This window comes from Paenibacillus terrae HPL-003, from assembly GCF_000235585.1.
Taxonomy (GTDB): Bacteria; Bacillota; Bacilli; order Paenibacillales; family Paenibacillaceae; genus Paenibacillus; species Paenibacillus terrae_B.
The window spans coordinates 1,283,747-1,304,863 of the sequence record NC_016641.1 but is presented as its reverse complement, the minus strand read 5'-3'; the positions used below and the strand labels follow the sequence as shown (position 1 = coordinate 1,304,863).

The 21,117-nt window shown below is 45.3% G+C and carries 18 protein-coding genes and 3 pseudogenes; 11 read left to right on the top strand and 10 right to left on the bottom strand.

Features of this window, described 5'->3' with window-relative positions; genetic code table 11:
* Positions 1-27 precede the first annotated feature (27 nt).
* Positions 28-2,223 carry a glycoside hydrolase family 52 protein gene (locus tag HPL003_RS05975; protein ID WP_014278731.1) on the bottom strand — a complete coding sequence of 732 codons (2,196 nt, stop codon included), beginning with the start codon at positions 2,221-2,223 and terminating at the stop codon, positions 28-30.
* Between the two features lie 217 nt (positions 2,224-2,440).
* Between HPL003_RS05975 and HPL003_RS05970 the strand changes: the two genes are divergently transcribed.
* From HPL003_RS05970 to HPL003_RS05960, 3 genes are all read left to right on the top strand, one after another.
* Positions 2,441-3,382 carry an AraC family transcriptional regulator gene (locus HPL003_RS05970; RefSeq protein WP_014278730.1) on the top strand — a complete coding sequence of 314 codons (942 nt, stop codon included), beginning with the start codon at positions 2,441-2,443 and terminating at the stop codon, positions 3,380-3,382.
* Positions 3,383-3,441: 59 nt separating this feature from the next.
* Positions 3,442-4,149, top strand: a complete 708-nt coding sequence (locus HPL003_RS05965; RefSeq protein ID WP_014278729.1) for an SDR family oxidoreductase — start codon at positions 3,442-3,444, stop codon at positions 4,147-4,149.
* 254 nt (positions 4,150-4,403) lie between these two features.
* On the top strand, positions 4,404-4,847 hold the full coding sequence (locus HPL003_RS05960; RefSeq protein WP_014278728.1) for an Lrp/AsnC family transcriptional regulator: 444 nt from the start codon (positions 4,404-4,406) through the stop codon (positions 4,845-4,847).
* Here HPL003_RS05960 and HPL003_RS05955 read toward each other — a convergent pair.
* Positions 4,833-6,014 (bottom strand): serine hydrolase domain-containing protein, encoded by a 1,182-nt coding sequence (locus HPL003_RS05955; RefSeq protein ID WP_014278727.1) that lies wholly within the window; start codon positions 6,012-6,014, stop codon positions 4,833-4,835. The genes HPL003_RS05960 and HPL003_RS05955 overlap by 15 nt on opposite strands.
* Positions 6,015-6,314: 300 nt before the next feature.
* Between HPL003_RS05955 and HPL003_RS29620 the strand changes: the two genes are divergently transcribed.
* The gene (locus HPL003_RS29620) at positions 6,315-6,542 is read left to right on the top strand and encodes a hypothetical protein (RefSeq protein WP_014278726.1); all 228 of its coding nucleotides are present in this window, start codon (positions 6,315-6,317) and stop codon (positions 6,540-6,542) included.
* 456 nt (positions 6,543-6,998) lie between these two features.
* Here HPL003_RS29620 and HPL003_RS05945 read toward each other — a convergent pair whose 3' ends face one another.
* The gene (locus HPL003_RS05945) at positions 6,999-7,295 is read right to left on the bottom strand and encodes a hypothetical protein (protein WP_014278724.1); all 297 of its coding nucleotides are present in this window, start codon (positions 7,293-7,295) and stop codon (positions 6,999-7,001) included.
* Positions 7,296-7,646: 351 nt separating this feature from the next.
* Here HPL003_RS05945 and HPL003_RS29135 point away from each other — a divergent pair, with 351 nt between their 5' ends.
* Positions 7,647-7,823: a hypothetical protein gene (locus HPL003_RS29135; RefSeq protein ID WP_014278723.1), complete on the top strand. Its 177-nt coding sequence runs from the start codon at positions 7,647-7,649 to the stop codon at positions 7,821-7,823.
* Here HPL003_RS29135 and HPL003_RS05940 read toward each other — a convergent pair.
* The 4 genes and pseudogenes from HPL003_RS05940 to HPL003_RS05925 form a co-directional block, all read right to left on the bottom strand.
* A pseudogene (locus HPL003_RS05940) lies at positions 7,795-8,301 on the bottom strand (AraC family transcriptional regulator); the annotation flags it as partial. The gene HPL003_RS29135 and the pseudogene HPL003_RS05940 sit on opposite strands and share 29 nt — an antisense overlap.
* A 24-nt stretch (positions 8,302-8,325) precedes the next feature.
* Complete coding sequence (locus HPL003_RS05935; protein WP_014278721.1) at positions 8,326-9,687, bottom strand: amidohydrolase family protein; 1,362 nt, start codon at positions 9,685-9,687, stop codon at positions 8,326-8,328.
* Positions 9,688-9,935: 248 nt separating this feature from the next.
* Complete coding sequence (locus tag HPL003_RS05930; RefSeq protein WP_014278720.1) at positions 9,936-10,697, bottom strand: ABC transporter permease; 762 nt, start codon at positions 10,695-10,697, stop codon at positions 9,936-9,938.
* Positions 10,694-11,434, bottom strand: a complete 741-nt coding sequence (locus HPL003_RS05925) for an ABC transporter ATP-binding protein (RefSeq protein ID WP_014278719.1) — start codon at positions 11,432-11,434, stop codon at positions 10,694-10,696. The genes HPL003_RS05930 and HPL003_RS05925 overlap by 4 nt, the downstream gene beginning before the upstream one ends.
* Positions 11,435-11,852: 418 nt before the next feature.
* Between HPL003_RS05925 and HPL003_RS05920 the strand changes: the two are divergent.
* The 6 genes and pseudogenes from HPL003_RS05920 to HPL003_RS05900 all read left to right on the top strand — a co-directional run bounded on the left by HPL003_RS05920 (position 11,853) and on the right by HPL003_RS05900 (position 17,556).
* Positions 11,853-13,260 (top strand): annotated as a pseudogene (locus HPL003_RS05920) (alanine/glycine:cation symporter family protein).
* A 129-nt stretch (positions 13,261-13,389) separates the two neighbouring features.
* Positions 13,390-13,542: a hypothetical protein gene (locus HPL003_RS28850; RefSeq protein WP_014278718.1), complete on the top strand. Its 153-nt coding sequence runs from the start codon at positions 13,390-13,392 to the stop codon at positions 13,540-13,542.
* 102 nt (positions 13,543-13,644) lie between these two features.
* Positions 13,645-14,103: pseudogene (locus tag HPL003_RS05915) on the top strand (MBL fold metallo-hydrolase); the annotation flags it as partial.
* Positions 14,104-14,286: 183 nt separating this feature from the next.
* Positions 14,287-15,162 (top strand): ABC transporter ATP-binding protein, encoded by an 876-nt coding sequence (locus HPL003_RS05910; RefSeq protein WP_014278716.1) that lies wholly within the window; start codon positions 14,287-14,289, stop codon positions 15,160-15,162.
* A 386-nt stretch (positions 15,163-15,548) separates the two neighbouring features.
* Entirely contained in the window at positions 15,549-16,784 is a 1,236-nt protein-coding gene (locus tag HPL003_RS05905) for a hypothetical protein (RefSeq protein ID WP_158308729.1), read from the top strand.
* Positions 16,765-17,556: a DUF4097 family beta strand repeat-containing protein gene (locus tag HPL003_RS05900; RefSeq protein ID WP_014278714.1), complete on the top strand. Its 792-nt coding sequence runs from the start codon at positions 16,765-16,767 to the stop codon at positions 17,554-17,556. Before HPL003_RS05905 ends, HPL003_RS05900 begins: the two co-directional genes overlap by 20 nt.
* A 37-nt stretch (positions 17,557-17,593) precedes the next feature.
* Here HPL003_RS05900 and HPL003_RS05895 read toward each other — a convergent pair whose 3' ends face one another.
* The 3 genes from HPL003_RS05895 to HPL003_RS05885 are packed head-to-tail and all read right to left on the bottom strand — an operon-like array spanning position 17,594 to position 20,720.
* Entirely contained in the window at positions 17,594-18,715 is a 1,122-nt protein-coding gene (locus tag HPL003_RS05895; protein WP_014278713.1) for a sensor histidine kinase, read from the bottom strand.
* An 11-nt stretch (positions 18,716-18,726) separates the two neighbouring features.
* Positions 18,727-19,440 (bottom strand): response regulator transcription factor, encoded by a 714-nt coding sequence (locus HPL003_RS05890; RefSeq protein ID WP_014278712.1) that lies wholly within the window; start codon positions 19,438-19,440, stop codon positions 18,727-18,729.
* A 26-nt stretch (positions 19,441-19,466) separates the two neighbouring features.
* On the bottom strand, positions 19,467-20,720 hold the full coding sequence (locus HPL003_RS05885) for an MFS transporter (RefSeq protein WP_014278711.1): 1,254 nt from the start codon (positions 20,718-20,720) through the stop codon (positions 19,467-19,469).
* Positions 20,721-21,117: the final 397 nt, after the last annotated feature.

Here is a 21,117-nt window from a genome sequence, read left to right as displayed (position 1 = left end):
CTCCTTTTGGACAGATGAAGGTTAGTGTCAGGCATGCTGCTTCTGATCCAGACTCATGTGCTGGGGAAGAACCAGGCGGTTGCCCTTGCCTTCATACAGCCACAAAATAGCGGTAACTCCACGCGGATAATATTTGCTGCCATGGGCTATGCCAGAGAGCATTTGGTCGCTCCAGCACCAATAGGATTCCTCAGGGTGCAGGAGCCATGAGACGTGGGCAGCATCCGCGGCTTGCCCCGTTTCCTCCCAAGGTAGCTCCAGCAGCTCGCGGGCAATAAACTGGGACAGATAGATTTTACTCAGCCAAGAGTTGTTACTGGTCGACGACAGCTTCCAGCCCCCATTTTCGAACAGGCAGACACCTGGTACCAGTACGGTTTCCAAATGGCGTCGCAGCGCTTGTATATACCCGCCAAACCGTCCATCCAGCTTAAGCGCATCTTCACAGCCTGTAAAGTAAGGGAAGATCAAACCCTCAATCGCAGGGATAATCTGCGAATCATTGCCCTCCTGAATGACGGCCGGAATATAGCCCTTGTCTGTCATTTGCGCTGTGATCGCCGCTGCGCATTTGTCTGCCTGTAAGCCTGCTTCCCGTGCAAGCGAGTCGATCCCTTCTGAGGCAAATAGCTTCTCCAGCGCAATATATACCGCCCAGCATTTGCCGCCCAAATAAATATTGTTGCGGGACTGGCCCAAGGAGACGTCCAGACTATCGTAGGTCGTAATTTCCGCGCCTCCAAGGGTTCTGGAGCTGTCCAGTCCCATTAAGCCGTTTCGCTGTGCCGGGTCTGGATGATCCCGCTGTAGCATGCTATCAAAGCATTCACACAAGATAGGCAGCATACGTGTCGTAAACGCCTGATCCTGCGTCTGTTCGATATATACCGTGGCACAGCATAGCCAGTTCACCAGCTCTTCGTGGCTCATATAAGAAAAGCAGCCGTCAATCCCTGCCAGCTCATAACAGGAGTACCCCGGACGGGAGAACACATTTGCCACGCCCATATCATGCGTAAACGTGATGCCGCCCGGATAGGTTTGTTCGTCTGCTGGAAACCGTACCTCATCCCGGTAGCTGTACCGTTTGACGAACCACTCCAGCTCGTTGCGTACCGTCCACGGGTTCAAAATTAATTCATAGTAGAGCTGATCCGCTGTCAGATCGAGCGTATTCATCATCCGATACTCGCCTTCGTTCACAATCCAGATCGGTTCCCCATCCGCTTGCTGATTGAGCAACTGGGTGCTGCCGTAATAGCTGTGAATCGCCTGCGCGAGCATAAAATCCTGATCCGGGCTCAAGCTTGCCGACTCCATCCAGCGATTAGCTTGAATACAGGCTGCGGTCAGGTCTGTAAAATGCTCCAAAGCATAGCTCGCCACGTCTTCAATATCCTTGAATAGACGAGTGTAGTAATACGTCGCTTCGATGCCTGTCGTCACGATACCGCCGCGATAGAAGCATATGGCGAAGGAATACGTGCGCTTTTCGCCTGCGGGAACGTCCATGAGAAGCGCACCCGTCATGCCCAGGCCAAAGGATAAATTCTCGTTCATGCTCTCCCCAAGCAGGGTCTCCATTGCAAATCCACTTGCAGGTATCGCTTCGCTGCTATGGGTCACAATAGCTGTGCTGCGACCTTGGCCAACGCCCGTGAGTCTTTGCGAGTGGGGAGAATCCACAGCGTCCCTGCGCGGGTCTTCTCCTACAATGCGTATGCCGCTGTACGGATCACTGCCCTGATAGCCGAAAAAAGCTCTCCGCGCAGCCGTTCCCTGCGTATTATCGACCGTAAGCTCGGCAAATACCGCCGGAACCAGCGCTGCCCGCAGCTCCTCCACATCCGCTTTCCCCGGCTCCGGCACCGGACGGACAGGAGAATACAGCCGGAACGTCAAATCTCCAGCTCTCCATGTATCCGTGCCCGCTTTCAGTTCACGGGTAATGTCTTGATCGGCAAAGGCAACGAGCTGCGGCTCCGTTTGTTTATCCTTTTTCTCCACATCGTATCGGGCGCTTTCGTCCTGTGCGGCTGCAAAAAAGGGAAGCGCCTCATATATCCCACCGTCTCTGGATTGCAGCCCGATATATACATTTTCATCCGCTGGCTTGCCTAGCTCCAAGCCGAGTCCACCCCGATTGCCTTTGAACCCGAGCGTAAAGCTGGAAAAGGCCCCGATAGGTGAGTGTTGCGTGTTATAAAATATATTTTTCGTCATATCATGAAACCCCTTTCAAAATAATGAATGACTTACATATACAAAAGTATTTTGCAGCATGCTCATATATTCGCCATATGCTATACCCACTTGATCTCATATAGAGCCTAGCATGCTACGCTCGGAGGAACCATTGTCAAATCGCGCAGTAATTTACCCAAATCGCGCCAAAAACGATATACTGGAGTAAAACCCTATGCACGCAAGGAGGGAAAACATGTCGTCACTACGTTTACCGAATCGCCCAGACCATCCAGACCTTACGGCTGCTGGAGAGGAATTCTTTTTTCCCGATGTGCGAACGACGGTCAATCTGTTTGCCATTCATACGCGAAGTGTCGGAGGGGACTGGAGCTATCCGCCACATGAGCATCCTCAATATGAGATTAACATCGTGCTTGCGGGAGAACAGGTCATGGTCGTGGATGGTCGCAGCTATACACAGCGGCAGGGGGATCTGGTGCTTCTTCGACCAGGAATCGTTCACTCCAGCCACAGCAGCGGGGAAGGCTTTACGTATTTTTGCATGCATTTCGACATTGATGACAAGTTGTTTCTTTCGTTGCTGAGTCGTCTGGAGCAAGTGCTGTTTTCAGCCGAAGGTGCGGTAGCGAGGCAGATGGGACCAGCGCTGGATAAGCTGCTCGACCTCTCCACGCCGGATGCCGAAAAAGCAGGGGATTCGGTGGCGAAGCGTATGCGGATACAATCTGCCGTGTTTGAGCTGTTCGCTACGTTGTGGGAGGCGGTGTCCAGCGAAGCGGCACATCTGCCGGGGCGCGGATACGTGCAGGCAGAGCTTGCCTATCAGATTGCCGGCCGCCTTCAGGGCAGAGTGAATCAGCATTTTGGACAGATCGACTCTGTGGAAAAGCATGATGGGATCGAGGGGATCTCATCCGAACTGGGCATCAGTGTATCCCATTGTAACCGTGTATTCAGGAGTGTTTTCGGCGTATCTCCCCGTGTATATCTATCCGGGCTTGTCCTGCATGAAGCCAAACTGCTGTTGGCTGATCCGCAATGGTCAGTGCAGCAAATTGCTGACGTGCTCGGCTACGGAGATATTGCGCATTTTAGCAGACAATTCAAGCGTTGGTCGGGTCAGTCGCCGACATCCTACCGCAAAAGCACGGTGCAGGAAAGCTCATCCGAATAAAATTATGTATATTCATAAAATAGTTATGATATAATCCATACAAAGGAGCTGAGAATTATATGAATTTACATCATAAACGTGTCGTCGTCATTGGCGGCAGTGCAGGTATAGGGCTGGCAACAGCGATAGAAGCAGCAAAGCAGGGAGCGAGTATCGTTATCGCTGGACGTTCTGCGGAGAAACTGGAGCAGGCGAAGAAGGTTATCCCTGCTGAGTCGGTGGAAACCTTCCAACTGAATAATCAGAAGGAGGAGGAAGTGCAGGCATTTTTTGAAAAGGTCGGAGCATTCGACCATCTGTTTACACCAGGCGCGAGCTACACGCGCGGTCCGATCACGATGGATACGGAAAAGGCGAAGACGCCGTTTGAGGGGAAATTCTGGCCGCAATATTTCGCTGCGAAGCATGCGGTACCGCATATTTCCAAGGAAGGCTCGATCGTCCTCATGTCCGGGGCTTTCAGCCAACGGCCGATGGGCTTTGGCGCTACATATGGGGCGGCTAACGGCGCAATCGAAAGCTTGGGCAAGGCTTTGGCGGTAGAATTGGCTCCGGTACGGGTCAATGTCGTGTCCCCCGGCACGATCTGGAGAGACGGCCCCGAGGGTGAGCAGCGGGCGCAGGCTTTTGAGGAATACAAGGAAGTAACCTTGCTCCATCGGGTGGGGTATAACGAGGAAATCGCGCATACCGTGCTGTATCTGATGACGAACAAGTTTACCACCGGAAGTGTGCTGTTCCCAGACGGCGGCTACACGCTGATCTAAGCCAAGCCACACGCAACCAACAGGCAGGAAAACCAATGGTTAAACAAAAAACCGGTCTAACACATATACAAAGTGTTAGCCGGTTTTCTTTTGCCATGGGATATCACATCTTCTCCATAGCAGCTCTCTTTACGGTCATGGCTTTACATGATAATATCCGAGTGTACAATAAAATTTAAAACGATTATTTGAATAGATTATAAAAATTAAGGCATATATGCAATATGACCTTGTATTTAAGGAGAGGGTTACCTATGGACCAAGTAGACCATAAAATTTTGCTATGTCTACAAAACCAGGCGCGTATCTCCATGACCGAGCTGGGTAAAGAGGTTGGACTTTCCCAGCCTGCCGTAACGGAGAGAGTGCGGCGCATGGAGGATAAAGGTATCATCACCGGGTATCGTGCCATGGTTTCACATGAGAAAGTCGGAAAGCCGATCATGGCCCATGTGCTCGTGCATACGAATCAATGCAATTCATTTGTTGAGTTTTGTCAATCTGCACCTGAGGTCATTGAGTGTCATCGAATCAGCGGTGAGCAAAATTATTTACTTAAGGTTATGGTCGAATCCATGTTTAAGCTGGAGCAATTCGGGGATGAGTGCGGAAAGCACGGTCACTCTACCACGTTAATTGTCTTATCCTCGCCTGTAGAGCTTAAACATGTAACTCCCGCTTTATTAGACCCTATTTGAGCTACCGTAAATGGCTTGGCAAAGCTCGGTTGTAAACGGACCCGACATCCCTTCAAATGCTGTATTGGTAAAGGCGACAACGCTGAGTTTTTGCGCGGGATCAACGAACCATGAATGACCATAAGCTCCTCCGAGGCGCCACGTTCCGGGGGATTCTGCTGTTTCGCCTTCGTCGGGATTTTGGAGTACAGTGAACCCCAGTCCGAAGCCCCGTCCCGGCCAGCCTGCCAAGGAGAGATTCCCGGTCTGGATGGTGCCCATTTCACGTACCCATTCCTCAGAAAGTAATGGATTGCCACCGTTTCGCAGTGTTTCCAGTAGTCGCATAAAGTCTTTTGCGCTGCCAATCATACCCGAGCCGCCAGAGTGGAAAGCCGTCGGATCAAAGGCGCGTGCAGGCTGAAAACGAAGTCCCGCTGTGCCTTCAAACACCTGCGCAACCTCAACCTCACGCATCCGGCGGGGTTCCAGAGTATCGTTGACATAAGCGGCGGCAAGTCGTTCGGGATCAGCAACCGTGAAGCTAGTGTCTTGCAAACCGAGGGGGTCTGTAACGAGCTTTTTAACAGCCTGCTCAAGGGTCGTGCCGCATACGCGACTAATGATAGCACCGAGTACATCGGTGGCAATGGAATAGCCCCATGCTTTACCCGGTGTATACAACAGAGGCACGGAAGCCAAACGTTGCAAGTTCTCTTCAAGCGTAAGATTTGAAAAATCCATGCCATCTGAAACGCCTGCACGATGATAAGGGCCGCCGCCTTCTTCCTCTAAAAAGCCGTAGGTCAACCCGGCAGTATGTGTGAGCAATTGGCGTACTGTAATGGATGGCTGCTCGCCGCTGATCAAGCGGGGGCGAAAGTCCGGCAACCAGCGTTCAATAGATTCATCGAGTCCAATCAGCCCTTGGGCTGCCAAAACCAAGGCCGCAGTAGATACAATCGGCTTGGACACAGAAGAGAGCCGAAATAAAGCATCCTCGTGCATAAGACGATGTTCTTCTCGATCAGCCAGTCCCGCCGCACGGACGTACACAGGTGAACCATCCATATATATCATGACGACTGCGCCAACCAGGCGCTTCTCGGCAAGGGTTTGATCTATGACAGTATTCACACGTCCGTCCAGACCATCTTGTATCGCAAAAGTTCTATTTTCCACACCCATGAATACCTCATCCTCTCTATGATCCAGCGGTTATCGCTTGATGGAACTTAGTTTACAGGATGGGAAGACGGTATTACATAAGGTAACAAAGGTATTCAGTGAGTATTAACGTTAAAATAAAATTATATGATAAGAATGGCTTTGGATTTAAATGAACAGGGTTTTACAAGAGGTTATGCTGCGTTTTACAGTAGCTTTTTAAGCTGAGATACACGTCTTTGAGGAGAAAACGTGAGCGCCTTTTTTGTAAGCTTTCAAACATGGATGGTAAAATTCACAACAAGGGAGGTTTTGTTATATATGAATGCTTCTATGAGTCGTGATTACGACAAGATGCTTTCATTGTCTGATGATTATCGATTTAAAACAGAACGGGCACGGCTAAATTTTTTAAAAGCCCAAGGAACACCGATAGACTATCGCATCATGTCTGTAAATGATTCTGACCCTTCTAAGATTGTCGTTTCGTCGATAACGAAGTATGCGGATATGGAATTACCCCCCCATCGAGTATATTCTTGCCTTTGAAGAAGGAACGTACAAGTTGAAAATGAGGAACGTTGTGGTCAATATGATTCCCTCATCACCTGACTATAAAACAGTCGAGTACGAGCCTGACAAAGTAGACGACAATTTAGAGGAACATTTTAATTTTTCGAATTTTTAACCAGACGATCCACAACGTATCCAATAAGATACCAAAAAACCAGTGTAGTGAAGTAAACGACGGCTATCGGGATGTCTGCTTTTCGCACAAATTGGAATGATTCGTAAAGCCAAACCAATGGGCTAATGATAGCCAATAGCATATTATAGTCGTCATACCCTGAGATATTGACAACAATGACTAAAAGTGAAATTAGGAATAACCAAAACCGAAATGACTTCATTAACCATACCTCCAAGGAAATCTCTACATTAACAAAACAATAGAACAGACAAAAGGCGAGGGCTAGTCGCATGTTTCTTTTGTCTTGTTCTGTTCTACTCCTCTACATAACGGATATATGGGTGTTGGAAGTATCTTTGATCAGACACGAAAAAATATGGTTTGCCTACAACCAGAGGAGGGATCACAGACTTTGAGGAAATATATAATTCTTTATATCCTCCTCCGTTAAAGGCATCTCTCTGTATGACCAAGTAATCATCTGTAATGTTAACTAATTTAGCGATTTCAGACGAGTGATATCCTGAATAATAATAAATCCATCCGAAAATCAGCGAAAAAAATATAATTCTTAAAACAAACGCTGCCGTTTTATTCTTTGTAATCAACATTGGTAGAAACCTCCCATAATCCATACGTAGGGTGACTAGAGAATGGATAAAATTTTATCCTTATTGGTCATTTAACCTGTATATGTATATTGTATGATGGGATGGTCTTAAATTTACAGTATACTTTTCGCATCAACAGGATGGGTATGCTACAAGGAGGGTTGTAAACTCAAATCCACAGGCGAGGAAGTGAGTGATTCATGAATAGGAGAAGCTATAAGGTTTGGAATAGCGTGTTTTTGGTACCACTAATTTCTTTAGTTATTGGTGGTAGCGAGAATGAGTTCTCTAACGCTTTCCGATTTATGATATACCTTCGATATATGATTTGAATTGGATGGTGATGACGGAATGAATCGTGTACATGACCTGGGCAAGTTAATCAAACTAACTGGGGATAGAGCTAAACTGGACGCTAAAGCAAATGGCACCTATATTGTCTATAAAACGCCGGATGGTCAGTTTGTTAAAGAGTACAGTAATGGTGAAGTTGAACGAATCAATGAACAGGATATTTATCATGAGTGAACCGTTTGCTACTATACACTGCGTAGCCGTATCCCTCCGGAAAATGTCGCTGATAATCCTGCTTTGTTTCCTCATCCCATTCATATCCCATGCTGGCAGGTTCAAAGTTCCAAGCCTTTTCCTCCACAATTCTCATAACCTCTCCATTGTTTTTTAAATAATTGAAGAGCGGGTGAAAAAACACCAGATAATCTGATTCGGGAATGCTCCGGCACTCCATTCCTGCTGGAATCTCTCCAGCGTAATCAGCGGCAACCGGTATTCCATAGAAATAGCCCTTCTGACTATCCTGATAGAACCAGCCTGCGGTTTGACCCAATTGTTCGGGTAGCTTGAGATGAGACATGCTTTCCAGTGTTCCGCAAATTTCATCACAATTATGACCGTTTCTCCAGAAATCACCGTAGTTTCGAGAAGAGGTATCCCAGATTCCAATCAACTCCATCTTAACAAGCGGAATGCAGGAATATTTGACTTGAGTTGCATGGTACCCTACAGCAAATCAGATTGGCCATGCTTCTTCAGGCACCCCGTATTGTGAAAAAATATAATCTCTAGACTCATTGGCTAACTTGCGCAAACGTTGGATGTCTACATGCAGCATTTTCCCGTTCCGTTTGACAGCTTGCCCAGCCACAAACACGGAATCGACGTTGCTCGTGTTTGCACATTGCACAACAGCACCGATTGGATTGTTTACCGGAAACATATTCAGATCGTTGGTGCGGATCATAATCAGATCGGCTTCTTTTCCCGGTGTTAACGTACCGATCTTATGATCCAGTCCCAATGCTCGGGCACCGTCAATCGTCGCGAATTCTAAAATGTCCCGTGCTGAAATTGTGAGTTCCATCGGCATTTCTCCTGTGGATAAAATCTTTCCATTGATTCTGGAGCGTTCTGCTTGCAAGGCGAACTTCATTTGCGCAAACATGTCTCCACCGGTCGATACTACGACATCGACTCCTAATGAGGGTCTTCCTCCGTTCTCCATAAATAACCCTGTAGCCGGATAGCCATGTCCCATCATCATTTCGATTTCTGGAGTAACGGAAATGGAGGCGCCCGAATCTGCGATTAGCTTATACTCCTCATAGCTGAGTGTATTGGCATGGGCAAAGTTAAGGTCCGATCCGAGCAGTCCAGCCTTATGCAATTTTTCAATCGATCGATCCACCGAACCCCATGTCCCAAACCCTAAATGCATTGTACACAGCACACCGAGCTCACGAGCGAATCGAATCTCATCGACTGCTGTTTCCCATGCGCTAAATTCTGGTCCTCTTATGGCTAACCCCATGGTAAGCAACTGGTCATCTGATGAGAAATACTGCTTCTTCACCCGTCTGCTGTCATCGGATTGTCGTATCTGGCTTTCTCTGGACCAATATTCGCCGTCACCAGGAACTCCGTGGGCAAAGACCGCTCGTGTTCCCGATTCTTGCAAGCCCCGGATCAGCTCATCCGTATGATCGGGTGAATTAATCATCGACCAATCCAGTAGCGTGGTAACCCCTGCATCCAACGCTTCCAGCGCACCCAGCAGATTGGCTACATATCCATCCTGCGGACGTAATTTAGCTCCAATATTCCCATAGTACATACGCCCCAGGTACTTTTCGAGCGACCAATCGGCACCTACATTACGAACGACAGATTCCCAGGTGTGGCGATGTGTATCCACGAATCCCGGCATAACGATCATATTTGTAGCGTCAACAACTTCACAATCGGATGCTTCTAGCTCCGGTTGAACAGCGACAATTTTTTTCCCCTCAATGAGAATATCCGCTTTCTTAAAATCACCCATTGTCTTATCGAGCGTGAGTACACAGCCGTTTTGGATTAATAAACGATGGTTCATCTTTTTATCTCCTTTGTATGTTGTTAGATGACTTGTTTCTATGACCTCTCTTAGATCGATGTTTAATCTATATATGTATATTGTAAGCCTAATGATATAAATCACAGTATTTTTTTTCGTGCAGGGACCAGAATATACACCAAAAAGCCTACCTGCCGATCATCTGGCAGATAGACTTTTGCACAATAAAACGATATAAACTCCATGTCTGTGGATTTCAAGGCCTTTGCGACGGAGTTTGATAGGGATTAGCGCTCCCATGCTTCTGTGCGAAGCTGCTGCTGGCGGGTGAATAATGCCGGATAAATGAACAGGCTGAGCAGCACGCTGGTCAGAATGGCAGAGGTCATGGTGGTAAATACGATCAGCAACTGCAAACGGACGGCGGCAATGGGATTGGCTCCTGCGATAATCTGCCCGGTCATCATGCCGGGAAGCTGGACCAGCCCCAGCGTTTTCTGTCCCTCAATAGTTGGAATCATACTGGAACGTATGCAATCCTTGAGTATGGGGAAAATGGCTTGTCTCGGTGTGCCGCCTAGTGCCAGGATGAGCATGATTTCAGGCTTACGCAGCAGGACCTCCGACTTGAGGCGGGACACCAGCAGGCTGGACAAAATCATGGAACTGCCAATGATCATGCCGCTAATCGTAATCATATACCGGGCTGTCGCCGGAATGATATGCAGGCTAATCAGGAATGCCTGTGTAACGATTTCCACACACAGCAGCGTCAGGAATGATTTCCACATGAGACCGGGAATAAATCGTCCTTTGCGTGCCACATTTTGGGAGGCTACGGTGATCATGAGCAGAATGAACAATACGATAAATCCGTAGCTCTGCATCCCGAAAATTAAATGTAATACATAACCGATAGCCAGCAACTGAACCGATGCTCTGATCGTGGCGATAATAATATCCCGATCCAAACCAAGCTTGAAGGATTTGGACATGACGATGGCGATGAACACAAAACCGAGAGAAAGAATCAGGGCAACAATCGTCATACCCATTCTCCTGCTATGAACCTGCGAGTTTCATTGTGCTGTGGTGCATGGAAAAAAGCCTCGGTATCCGCTTGCTCCACGAGCTTTCCGTCGATCATCAGCCATGTTTCGTGGCCCACCCTGCGGGCTTGTTCCATATGATGCGTAATCCAGATCATCGTCGTTCCCTCTTCTTTGTTCATTTGAAGCAGCAGCTCCTCTACCTCTTTGACCGAGGCCGGGTCCAGTGCAGAAGTAATCTCATCCAACAGTAAAATATCCGGGCGATTCGCGAGCGTCCGCGCCAAGGCCAAGCGCTGTCTTTGACCACCGGATAGCTCCTGCGCCTTTTGTTCCAGTAGATCACGGGTGAGTCCTACACGCTCTAACAGGCCGGGTGGATCATGCAGTACCGTACCGTGCAGCCGTTCTGCGGTTTGGAGATTGTACAGGACGGTTCCTTGCAGCATGGGGGCATCCTGAAAAACCAGCGCGACCTTCCGTCTCAGTTCAGGGATGTCCCACTCGGATACAGGCTTGCCGAATACGCTGATTTCTCCTTCATCCGGCGTCAGCAGAAGATTACATAGTGAAAGCAGCGTGCTTTTACCAGACCCGGACGGGCCGACCAGCGTGGTGATTTTGCCGGGAGAGACTTTTGCCGAAATTCCGTTCAGGACAGCACGTTGCCGTTCAGACCCGGTGAAATATTTGGTGATGTTCTTAAACTCAATGGCTGGAAGTGACTTCGATTCCATAGATTTAGCTGTCTCCTTTGCATGGGATCGTAAAAGTGGTCAGACCCGCTCTATGATCTTATTCGTTTATTATATCAGTAATAGCTGAAATGTTTGCAACCAACATCTCCTTTGTATAGACTAACAGGATTAGCTAAAATGGAAATAAGGGCGGCTTTGGTTTACCCGTAGAAGTGGATCGGAGTATTGAAGTCATGATGAATCCTTTTTTTTGCAGGTTTGCGTGTGCAGCAGAAAAGAGTATAACATGAGGTTTACACCCTATAAGGTTCCCTGTTAATGGATTCTATAAAATAAAATGTATAATTATCTGTTCTGTATGGCTAAAAATTGATATACTCAAAAAATACTGTTAAACGGCCGAGCTGGAACCAGTTCTACAGAGGGAATGATACAAAGGATATTAGGGGGTTTGTGGATGCAACAGGTTTTACAGGATGTGATCGGTGTAATTAACGACTTTTTCTGGTCCAAGTTGTTAATTGTCATGCTGATCGCATTGGGACTATTTTTTACGTTCCGCACTAAGGGTCTGCAAATACGAATGATCGGAGACATGTTCCGGGTACTAAAAGAGTCAAAACGCGGCTCCAAGGACAGCATTTCGCCTTTTCAGGCATTTTGTATCAGCATGGCGGCACGTGTGGGTACGGGCAACATTACGGGGATTGCTCTTGCCATTGCGCTGGGTGGGCCGGGTGCGGTGTTCTGGATGTGGATCATTGCGATTATCGGATCAGCCTCCAGCTTTGTCGAAAGTACATTAGCCCAAGTATATAAAGTGAAGGACAAAGATGGATTCCGCGGTGGTCCTGCATATTACATGGAGATCGGATTGAAGAAGCGTTGGATGGGTATTGTTTTTGCGATACTGATTACACTGAGCTTTGGTTTTGGTCTTTAACGCGGTGCAGTCCAATACGATTACGCTGGCTTTCGAAAATGCCTTCGGCACGAATCGGTTGATCGTAGGTCTGATTATGGGTGCTGTGTTTGCGGTCATTATTTTTGGAGGAGTCAAGCGGATTGCCAAAATGTCCGAATATATTGTCGTCGTTCTGGCGGTGCTGTATATCGGAATTGCGCTGTTTATTGTGATCATTAATATTCAACAATTACCGCAGGTGTTGTCCCTGATTGTACGTAGTGCGTTCGGTTTCGAGCAGGTTGCGGGAGGCTCCATCGGGGCAGCCTTGATGCACGGCATCAAGCGTGGTTTATTTTCCAATGAAGCAGGGATGGGGAGCGCACCGAATGCGGCTGCTACCGCAGACACCAGCCATCCGGTCAAACAAGGCTTGATTCAGGCTTTTGGAGTGTTGACGGATACGCTTATTATTTGTACGAGCACGGCAATGATTATTTTGTTATCCGGGGCGTATACGAAGCCGGGACTTAGCGGGATTGAGCTGACCCAGGCGGCTCTGAGTGTGCATATTGGCCCGTGGGCGTCCGGTTTTCTTGCCATTATGGTATTCTTGTTCGCTTTTAGCACATTGATCGGTAACTACTATTACGGTGAAACGAACATCGAGTTTATGAAATCGAAGAAAATCTGGGTATGGCTTTATCGGGTTGCCGTGATTGGTATGGTAATTTTCGGAGCAGTGGCTAAGGTGCAACTGGTGTGGGATATGGCCGATTTATTCATGGGGATGATGGTCGTTGTCAATCTGATTGCCATTGCCCTTTTATCCCGAGTCGCTTTTGCAGCTTTAAAGGATTATTCACGACAGAAAAAGGCGGGTCAGGACCCTGTGTTCTATAAAGATAGCATTCCGGGGCTAGAGCAAGTGGAGTGCTGGGAGCGGGAAGCCAAGCTTTAAGACAATACCTGATCTCACAAACTAATCGTACCGATCTGATTGCGTCTTGAACCATACGGGTAAAATACTTCTGTATAATGTAGATGAGAGACTGCGAATACAGGAGGGATATGGTGAACGTACTGGTGATTGGCGGGCGATGCTCCTTCTGTCAGCACCATTTCCCGTGAGGATGTAGCCGCAGTGGTAGTAGCGACACTGGATGAACGGCAGACGTATCACCGTGCAATTAATTTGGCGTCAGGCAGCACGCCCATTGCTGAGGCTATTCAGCAGGGTTGATGGATTTAGGAGCATTCACATCATAGTTGGAGAGAGGCAGACCAGGGTTGTTATTCCGGGTCTGCCTTTTTGCTGCTGAATATCTGCGAAAAGGTTTAAGTACAAGTATTCATTTCCAGACGGGATGCGCGGCTGTTAAAGGGCGATGTATCGCTGGATGCGGGTGAACCGAATACTCGGATTCGGGTCAGTGTGCCCAAAAACATCCGTACACAGCCTGACGTTCTGCTGCAAGAAGGGGATCATGTAGGTTCGTTGCTGGCGATCAGCGCACCGGGACATACGCCAGGCTCGATGGCGTTTTTGGACACTCGCACCCGCTCGTTAATTGCAGGCGATGCCTTCCAGGTCCGAGGCGGTGTTGCGGTGTCAGGGAAGCTCAAGCCGCTGTTTCCTTTCCCGGCACTGGCTACCTGGAACAAGGAAAGCTCACTGGAAAGCGCCAAGAAGCTCGCGCATTTCAATCCGTCTTTATTGGCTGTCGGTCACGGCAACATGCTGCAATATCCGCAGACTCAACTGAAAAGTGCGATTATGGAGATGGAGCACACCTTACGATGAGCTGTAAAGGGTAGCGATGCTATAAGGGAATATAGTTGTGTGAATCCACACGAATACAAAAAATATATAAATATATCTAGGATTTTACTATTTTTTTAAACACGTACGGTATGCTTGAGTTACCTGAGGGAGAAGCTGTCTTCTAGGGATGATCAAACTTTGGAGTGTAGTGGGGGTATTAGAATGGAATTAACTATGGATCATGTTACTAAAACCTATGGCTCTAAGCAAGCATTAAAAGATATGACTCTACATTTAAAGCCAGGAGTATTGGGATTGCTTGGTCCTAATGGAGCAGGCAAATCGACACTTATGCGTATACTAGCTACTATTGAGAAGCCAACCAAGGGAACTGTTAGTTGGAATAACGTGGACATTTCTAAAAATCCTGATGAATTGAGGGGTGAATTAGGGTACTTACCCCAGGACTTTGGTGTATACCCCAATATGAACCCTGTGGAATTTTTAGAATATATAGCAGCAATGAAGGGCTTGACTATGAAGTCGGCTAAGAAACGGATTGATGAACTTTTGGAAGCCCTCAATCTTTCTCATGTACGAAAGCGCTTGTTGGGTGGATTTTCAGGTGGGATGAAACAGCGAGTAGGGATTGCACAATCCTTGTTAAATGATCCTTCCCTGTTGATTGTCGATGAACCAACAGTTGGCTTGGACCCTGAGGAACGGATTAATTTCAGAAATCTATTATCCTCTCAATCCTCAAACCGTATTGTCATTTTATCGACTCATATTGTGACGGATATCGAATCAATTGCCCCGAACATTGCGGTTATGTCCGAGGGACGCCTCATTACCTATACAACACCGGAACAATTTATTCAAACTGTGGATCATAAGGTCTGGGATTATGTCATTCCCTCAACGAGCTTGCAGGAGGTACAGGCGGAATATACAGTCAGCAGTGCAATTCATCGACATGATGGTGTGCATGTTCGTATTGTTTCGGATGCCCGTCCCGGCGCGAATGCAGTACCATTGCCACCTTCACTAGAGGATGCTTATTTGTATTCTGTAGCCGCTTTAGGAGCGATATCATGAGAAGTAACTATTTGTACTTACTCAAAGGAAATGTAATCCAAGAGATCAGAAGATACACGTTCCTGTTGATTATGGGTGTCACCCTGTTCCTCGGATATGCTTTGATTCCTGCGGCGTCGGACGGTTATGAGGTTTTCTATATCAAGGGTGTACGGGGCATTTATAATTCATACTGGCTAGGGGCAATGGTTGCAATGCTATCTACCATGCTATTATGGCTGTTTGGATTTTATATGCTAAGAAGCAAAATTTCTGAGGATCAGCGCCTGAAAATGGGCCAAATTATCGCATCCACACCCATTCGAAATCTTCGGTATATATCGAGCAGAGCGTTCTCAAGTTTTTGTGTGCTTATGATCATTGAGCTGGTACTAGTAGTAGCCTTCATGGGAATGCAGTTGCTTCGGGGAGAGGATTTGCATATTAACCTTGCAGCTTACTTGCTCCCTTTGCTATTTGTAAGTATCCCCTCTTTGTTACTTTTGTCAGCTTTTACAGTTCTATTTGACGTTCTTCCTGGGTTAAAGGGTGCAGTGGGGAATGTATTGTTTTTTGTCATTTGGATTTTTTTTAGTGTGATGTCTATTTCAAACTCCAGTAGTCTGTGGGATGTTTTTGGAATAAATGCAATCCAAACGGGAATGACGAAAGAGGCGGCGGCTCATTTCGACTTTATTTCCGCAAATGAAATAGGAGGGAGTATCGGCTACTATCCTATTGAAGGGAGAACTCCTACTTTTGAGTGGAGTGGGGTAGATTGGAATGGTCATTTGTTAACTTCGCGTTTGATTTGGGTACTCGCGGCAATGGCTATCATTTTACTTTCTTCTCAGCTTTTTAATCGATTTGCAGCAGCCAAAACAGCTTTTTCCGTCAAGCTTCCTGCTTATGATGTGAAGAATAAAGTGGTAGAACGCGAGGAACGCAAATCTTATCAGTTATCGCCTGTGAAAAGAGATAAGAGAGTACGCTTGTCCCGTTTAGTTAGAGCAGAATTTCGGATTATGATAAAGGGAATGTCTATCTGGTGGTATCTGCTAGTCTTGGGTTCGATGATGACGAGTTTGTTGGTACCATTAGATCAGATCAAAAGCTGGCTGCCTATCCTTATGCTATGGCCCCTTGCAATATGGTCTCAGATGGGAAACAGAGAGTTTTATTATTCCACAAATGAGCTATTGTTATCCAGTTGCCCACGTCTGTATAAGTTTTTCTCTGTCTGGATCGCGGGTATTTTAGTGACACTACTCATTTCCTCGGGGGTTCTCATCCACTTTTTCCTGGAAGGAGAACTTACGTATATCTATTCATGGGTAGTGGGTATTTTTTTCGTTCCGACTTTGGCTTTAACGCTCGGGACAATGACCCGATCAAGAAAGCTTTTCGAGGTATTATATATGCTGTTGTGGTATCTGGGCCCCGTAAACGATCTTCCGTATTTAAACTTTCTGGGACTTCCAACTGGATACTCAACCTTATATATAATGCTGACGTTTGTGCTTTTAGTGGTAGGTATTATGATACAACATGTTCAGGAAGGGAATTTATTGGCTGGTTTTCGGAAGAATACCAAAATGAATCAGCCAACCAAAGGAGAATATCATGAAAAATTGGAGAAATAAAGGGATAACCCTGTTGTGTGTCAGTATGCTGGTAGTGATTGTCGCAGGTTGTAATTCGGACTCTGATGCCAAGAGTGAAGTGAAGACGTTCAATAGTGACAATATAAAGGAAATTTATGTTCAAACAGACAGCCAGAATATCGAGCTGAGCCGATCAAGTAATGAACAAATTGAGGTTCGATCCACGGATAAGGGAGTAACAACTGCGGAAGAGGGAGGTTCACTTAAGGTGAATGCCCCAGAATCTTCAAGTGTATTTAATCCTAAAACGACTACTGTGTACGTAGCTTTACCTAACCAGCTTTATGAGAAGGTAAATTTAACAACAAAGTCCGGAAAAATTACAGGGAAAGATAGCAAAACAAAAGAATTGAATGTATCAGGAGATTCCGGTTCTATTGATATTAATGGATTCGAAGGAGAAAAAATTGTAACTCATATGTCGGCAGGGGATATTAATTTGGTAGGGATTAGCGGTGGAATGGAGGCAAGTGCAGATACAGGCAACATTAATATTTCTCATCAAGGAGAGATCGGGCAGGATAGCAGTGTTCGGAGTAATAGCGGGGGAATTGAGGTAAAACTTGATCCTGCCCCATCGTCACTAAGTATTAATGCCGTTACAAACTCTGGTAAAATTGAGTCTTCCTTGAAGTCATCTTCTGGTCCATCTGGATCCGATAAAGAATTACATGCCCAAATTGGTAAGGTAACAGATGGAAGTCCCGTACTTTCTCTTGAAACTTCTTCCGGAACCATTGTAATTAAATAATAGCCTGAAAAAGACCACACATACTGACAAGCGCTGATTAGGAATCAGCGCTTGTTTCATTGATATAGGGTAAAATAATATATGCTGTAGTACCTTTTGAGAGCTCGCTATCCATGGTAATCGAGCCATTGTGGGCAAGAATGAGCTGTTTGGCAATGGCCATGCCGAGTCCGGTACCAAATTCGGGTGCATGGGTGGTAGAGCCGCGATAATATTTTGTGAAAATATTTTTAATTGTTTCTGACTCCATGCCTACCCCATTATCAACGATTTTTAGTTCTATCTTGGATTCATTTTTTCGGGCTAATGTTAGCTGGATTTCAGTACCTGCCGGATTATGAATGACTGCATTCATAAGTAGATTTTGCAAAGCCCTGTACAATAGACGTTCATCGTAGCAAGAATCAATGATTTTTTCTTCAGTATGAAAGCTTATCATATACTCGGCAGCATTGGGATTACTGCATATATCAGTAATAAGATTTTCGATAAATGCGACCAGGTTTCCACGTTTGAGCTGAATGGGGATCTGGAATTCTACATTTTCAATTTGTAAAGAGAGATTAAGGTCCTGAATTAACCTCTCTAGGTGCAGACTTTTATGATGAACTTCGAGTAAAAAGGATTTTTGCTCTTCCGCACTCCAAGTATATTCATCATTCAGCAGCAAAGTAGTGTAACCGGTAATGTAGGTAAGCGGGGTTTTGAGGTCATGTGAGATTCCAGCAATCCAGTCCCGCTTAGATTCCTCCATATTTTTTCGTTCCACTTCTGCTTGCTGGAGACTATCGGATAGAATGTGTATATTATGAATGACTTCTTTATACAGACGATAAGGCTGCCTAAGCTTGTAATGCTGGTTGTACACTTTATTTTTTCTAGTAATCGGAGCTTCGTATTTTCCTTTTGTTAAATTATCAATCCAGGACATGATAAACCATAACGGGCCCCCGAAATACCAACTGAAAACTATGCTGCACATCATGATATTAACTACGAAGGTTAGTAATACCAATAAATCATAGTTTGCGTTATCAGGTGTAATTCCTAGAGTGGGTAAAATTGTTTCTGTGGTTATGATAGTCATGACCGCCATGCTCAATAGCCACGCCAGAAGACCCAAAATAAAGTGAATACCATAACGAAGTTTAACTTTCATAGTCGATCCCTTCATTGTGGGGGGATAAACTTGTAGCCAATCCCCTTTAGATTAATGATAATTTCGGGCGATTTCGGGTTGATTTCAAGTTTTTTTCTTATTTTAGAAATATGCATAGCCACCGTTTTTTCTTCACCGTAACGAGGTTCCCCTCCCCATACCAGTTCATAGATTTGTGAACTGGTATATATCCGATTTGGGTTTCTTAGAAAGAAACGGAGGAGATCCAACTCCTTAGCCGTACATTCGATTTTTTGTTCGTCAAATATAAGCATGGCATCGGATGGCTTAAGCGTAAGCCGCCCTACTCGAACTTCCTGATTCTCCTGTATAGCGTACGATGGCGTTTGGTATATTTTTTGCCTCCTGAACAGCGCCTCAATTCGAGCTACGACCTCTAGTGGATTGAACGGCTTAGTAATATAGTCATCTCCGCCCACACTTAATCCTTTTAATTTATCAAAATCACTTGAGCTTGCTGAAATAAATATAATCGGAGCGTTGGTGTGGCTTCTTACCAAACTGCATAGTTCAAAGCCACTCATATCAGGCAGCATAACATCCAGTACGATGAGATCGTAATTTTTATTTCGGATCATTTCCAACGTTTGTTTTGCATTTGTACAGCGACTTATATGGGTGTAGCGCTCCTTTTTTAAGGTCACTTCCAACAAAGTCAGAATGCCTATTTCATCATCCACTAAAAGTATCTTTTCGTTTTTCAACAAGGGAAGAATTCCTTTCCAGAAGATTATGCATTTCGAATCGGCCGAAACAGGAGCATCATCATGAAATAAAATACAAATACGATGACTCCGAAGGAAACTAGTATTTGAGAGATCTGCAGACCTCTATTAAGAAAAATAGAGATTATGGCTTGGGATAAAGGAACGAGTCCTGTCGTTGCTGTAGTAACAAGACTTAAAATCCTCCCGATTTTATCCTGAGGGGTTCTTTCCTGAAGCAGAGTGACAAGAAAAGTATTACTAAAAGAAATAACGAACCCGATTGTGCCTAATAATAACAGGGTTTGCAAAAAGTGCACGCTGATGCCTAAAAATATAATAGCAAGTCCGCATAGTGCAAGACTCAGAAGTGAGATCAGAGCTCTTCGTTTTCGAATCTTTGACACTGCGATAAGGACTCCACCTGCAATCATACCCACAGTTACAGACGTTTCTAGGTAACTCAGTGTTAATGCGCTTCCATGCAAAACAGAATCTACAAGTAATGGAATAGCCATAGATAATGGTCCTGTCAGAAAGAAACCAGCGACGATTAAGACAACAATAATGGCTTTAATGAATGCATCCTCTTTTATGAAATGGATTCCTTCCTTCCATTCCTTAACAAGATTTAAAGATTCAGAAGAGGAGTGCTGGGCTTTATGCATATATTTACTGACAAAGAGTGAAGAAAACGCTCCAAGAATTAAAATGGTTGCAATACTGCCAAACAAATGATGATAAGAGCCATAAGTAAGAATAATCCCTCCAATTAAGGGCCCCGCCAAACTGAAAAATTGCTGAATGATTTGAGATAATGAGTTAGCTTGAGCCAGATGATTCTCTGAAACGATCGCAGGAATGAGCGAGGATGAAGCCGGCCAATAGAAGGCTTCTAAAATCCCGAATAATATAGCAAAGGTGACAACTACGGAGAAGCTTAAAATATTCGATAGAAAACAAAACACCATAACGATTAACAGTAGTCCTCGTAATATATCGGATAGGAACATAATATATGTTTTCTTGTAGCGATCTGCCAGAATTCCTGTAAAGGGCATTAGTACTAGGCGTGGGATAGCTGTAGCCATCAGTACAACACCCAGACTGTTACCCGCTGCGAGGTGGTTTACGACATACCAGGATTCTGCTAAAAGGTAAATTGAAATTCCAGAACTGTTGAATGTGATTGAAAGCAGGACGAGAAGAAATGAGACATTTTTAAACAATGAAGATTTATTTTCTTGTGGTTGTTTGGACATTTCCGCATAAGTTCCCATGTAATATCCCCTTAAGCTTATTTATTGGCAGCAGTGTGTATGATATTTTTTAGTTGCCCTAGATGCTCATGTGAGTGGAGAATTAAAAAGTTTATATTTTTAAATAGACACGATAGTCGTTGGGTTCTCCTCCCTTACTCCATAGTATTAAATCCATCTTACCCTAATTGCATATTCTTGAGGTTTGTGTTGGGATACGCATAAATTGACATAATATAATGTAACAGAGTGGATATAATTACTCAATTTACTTTGTTACTGGAATAACATAGCAAATTATACCTTAAAAACAAAAGATATTACATATACAAATTATTAAAACTTGGGTTGACAAAATACATCATCAAGAGTAAGTTGTTAATATAATTATACAGAATATTGAATTTATAGATTTATA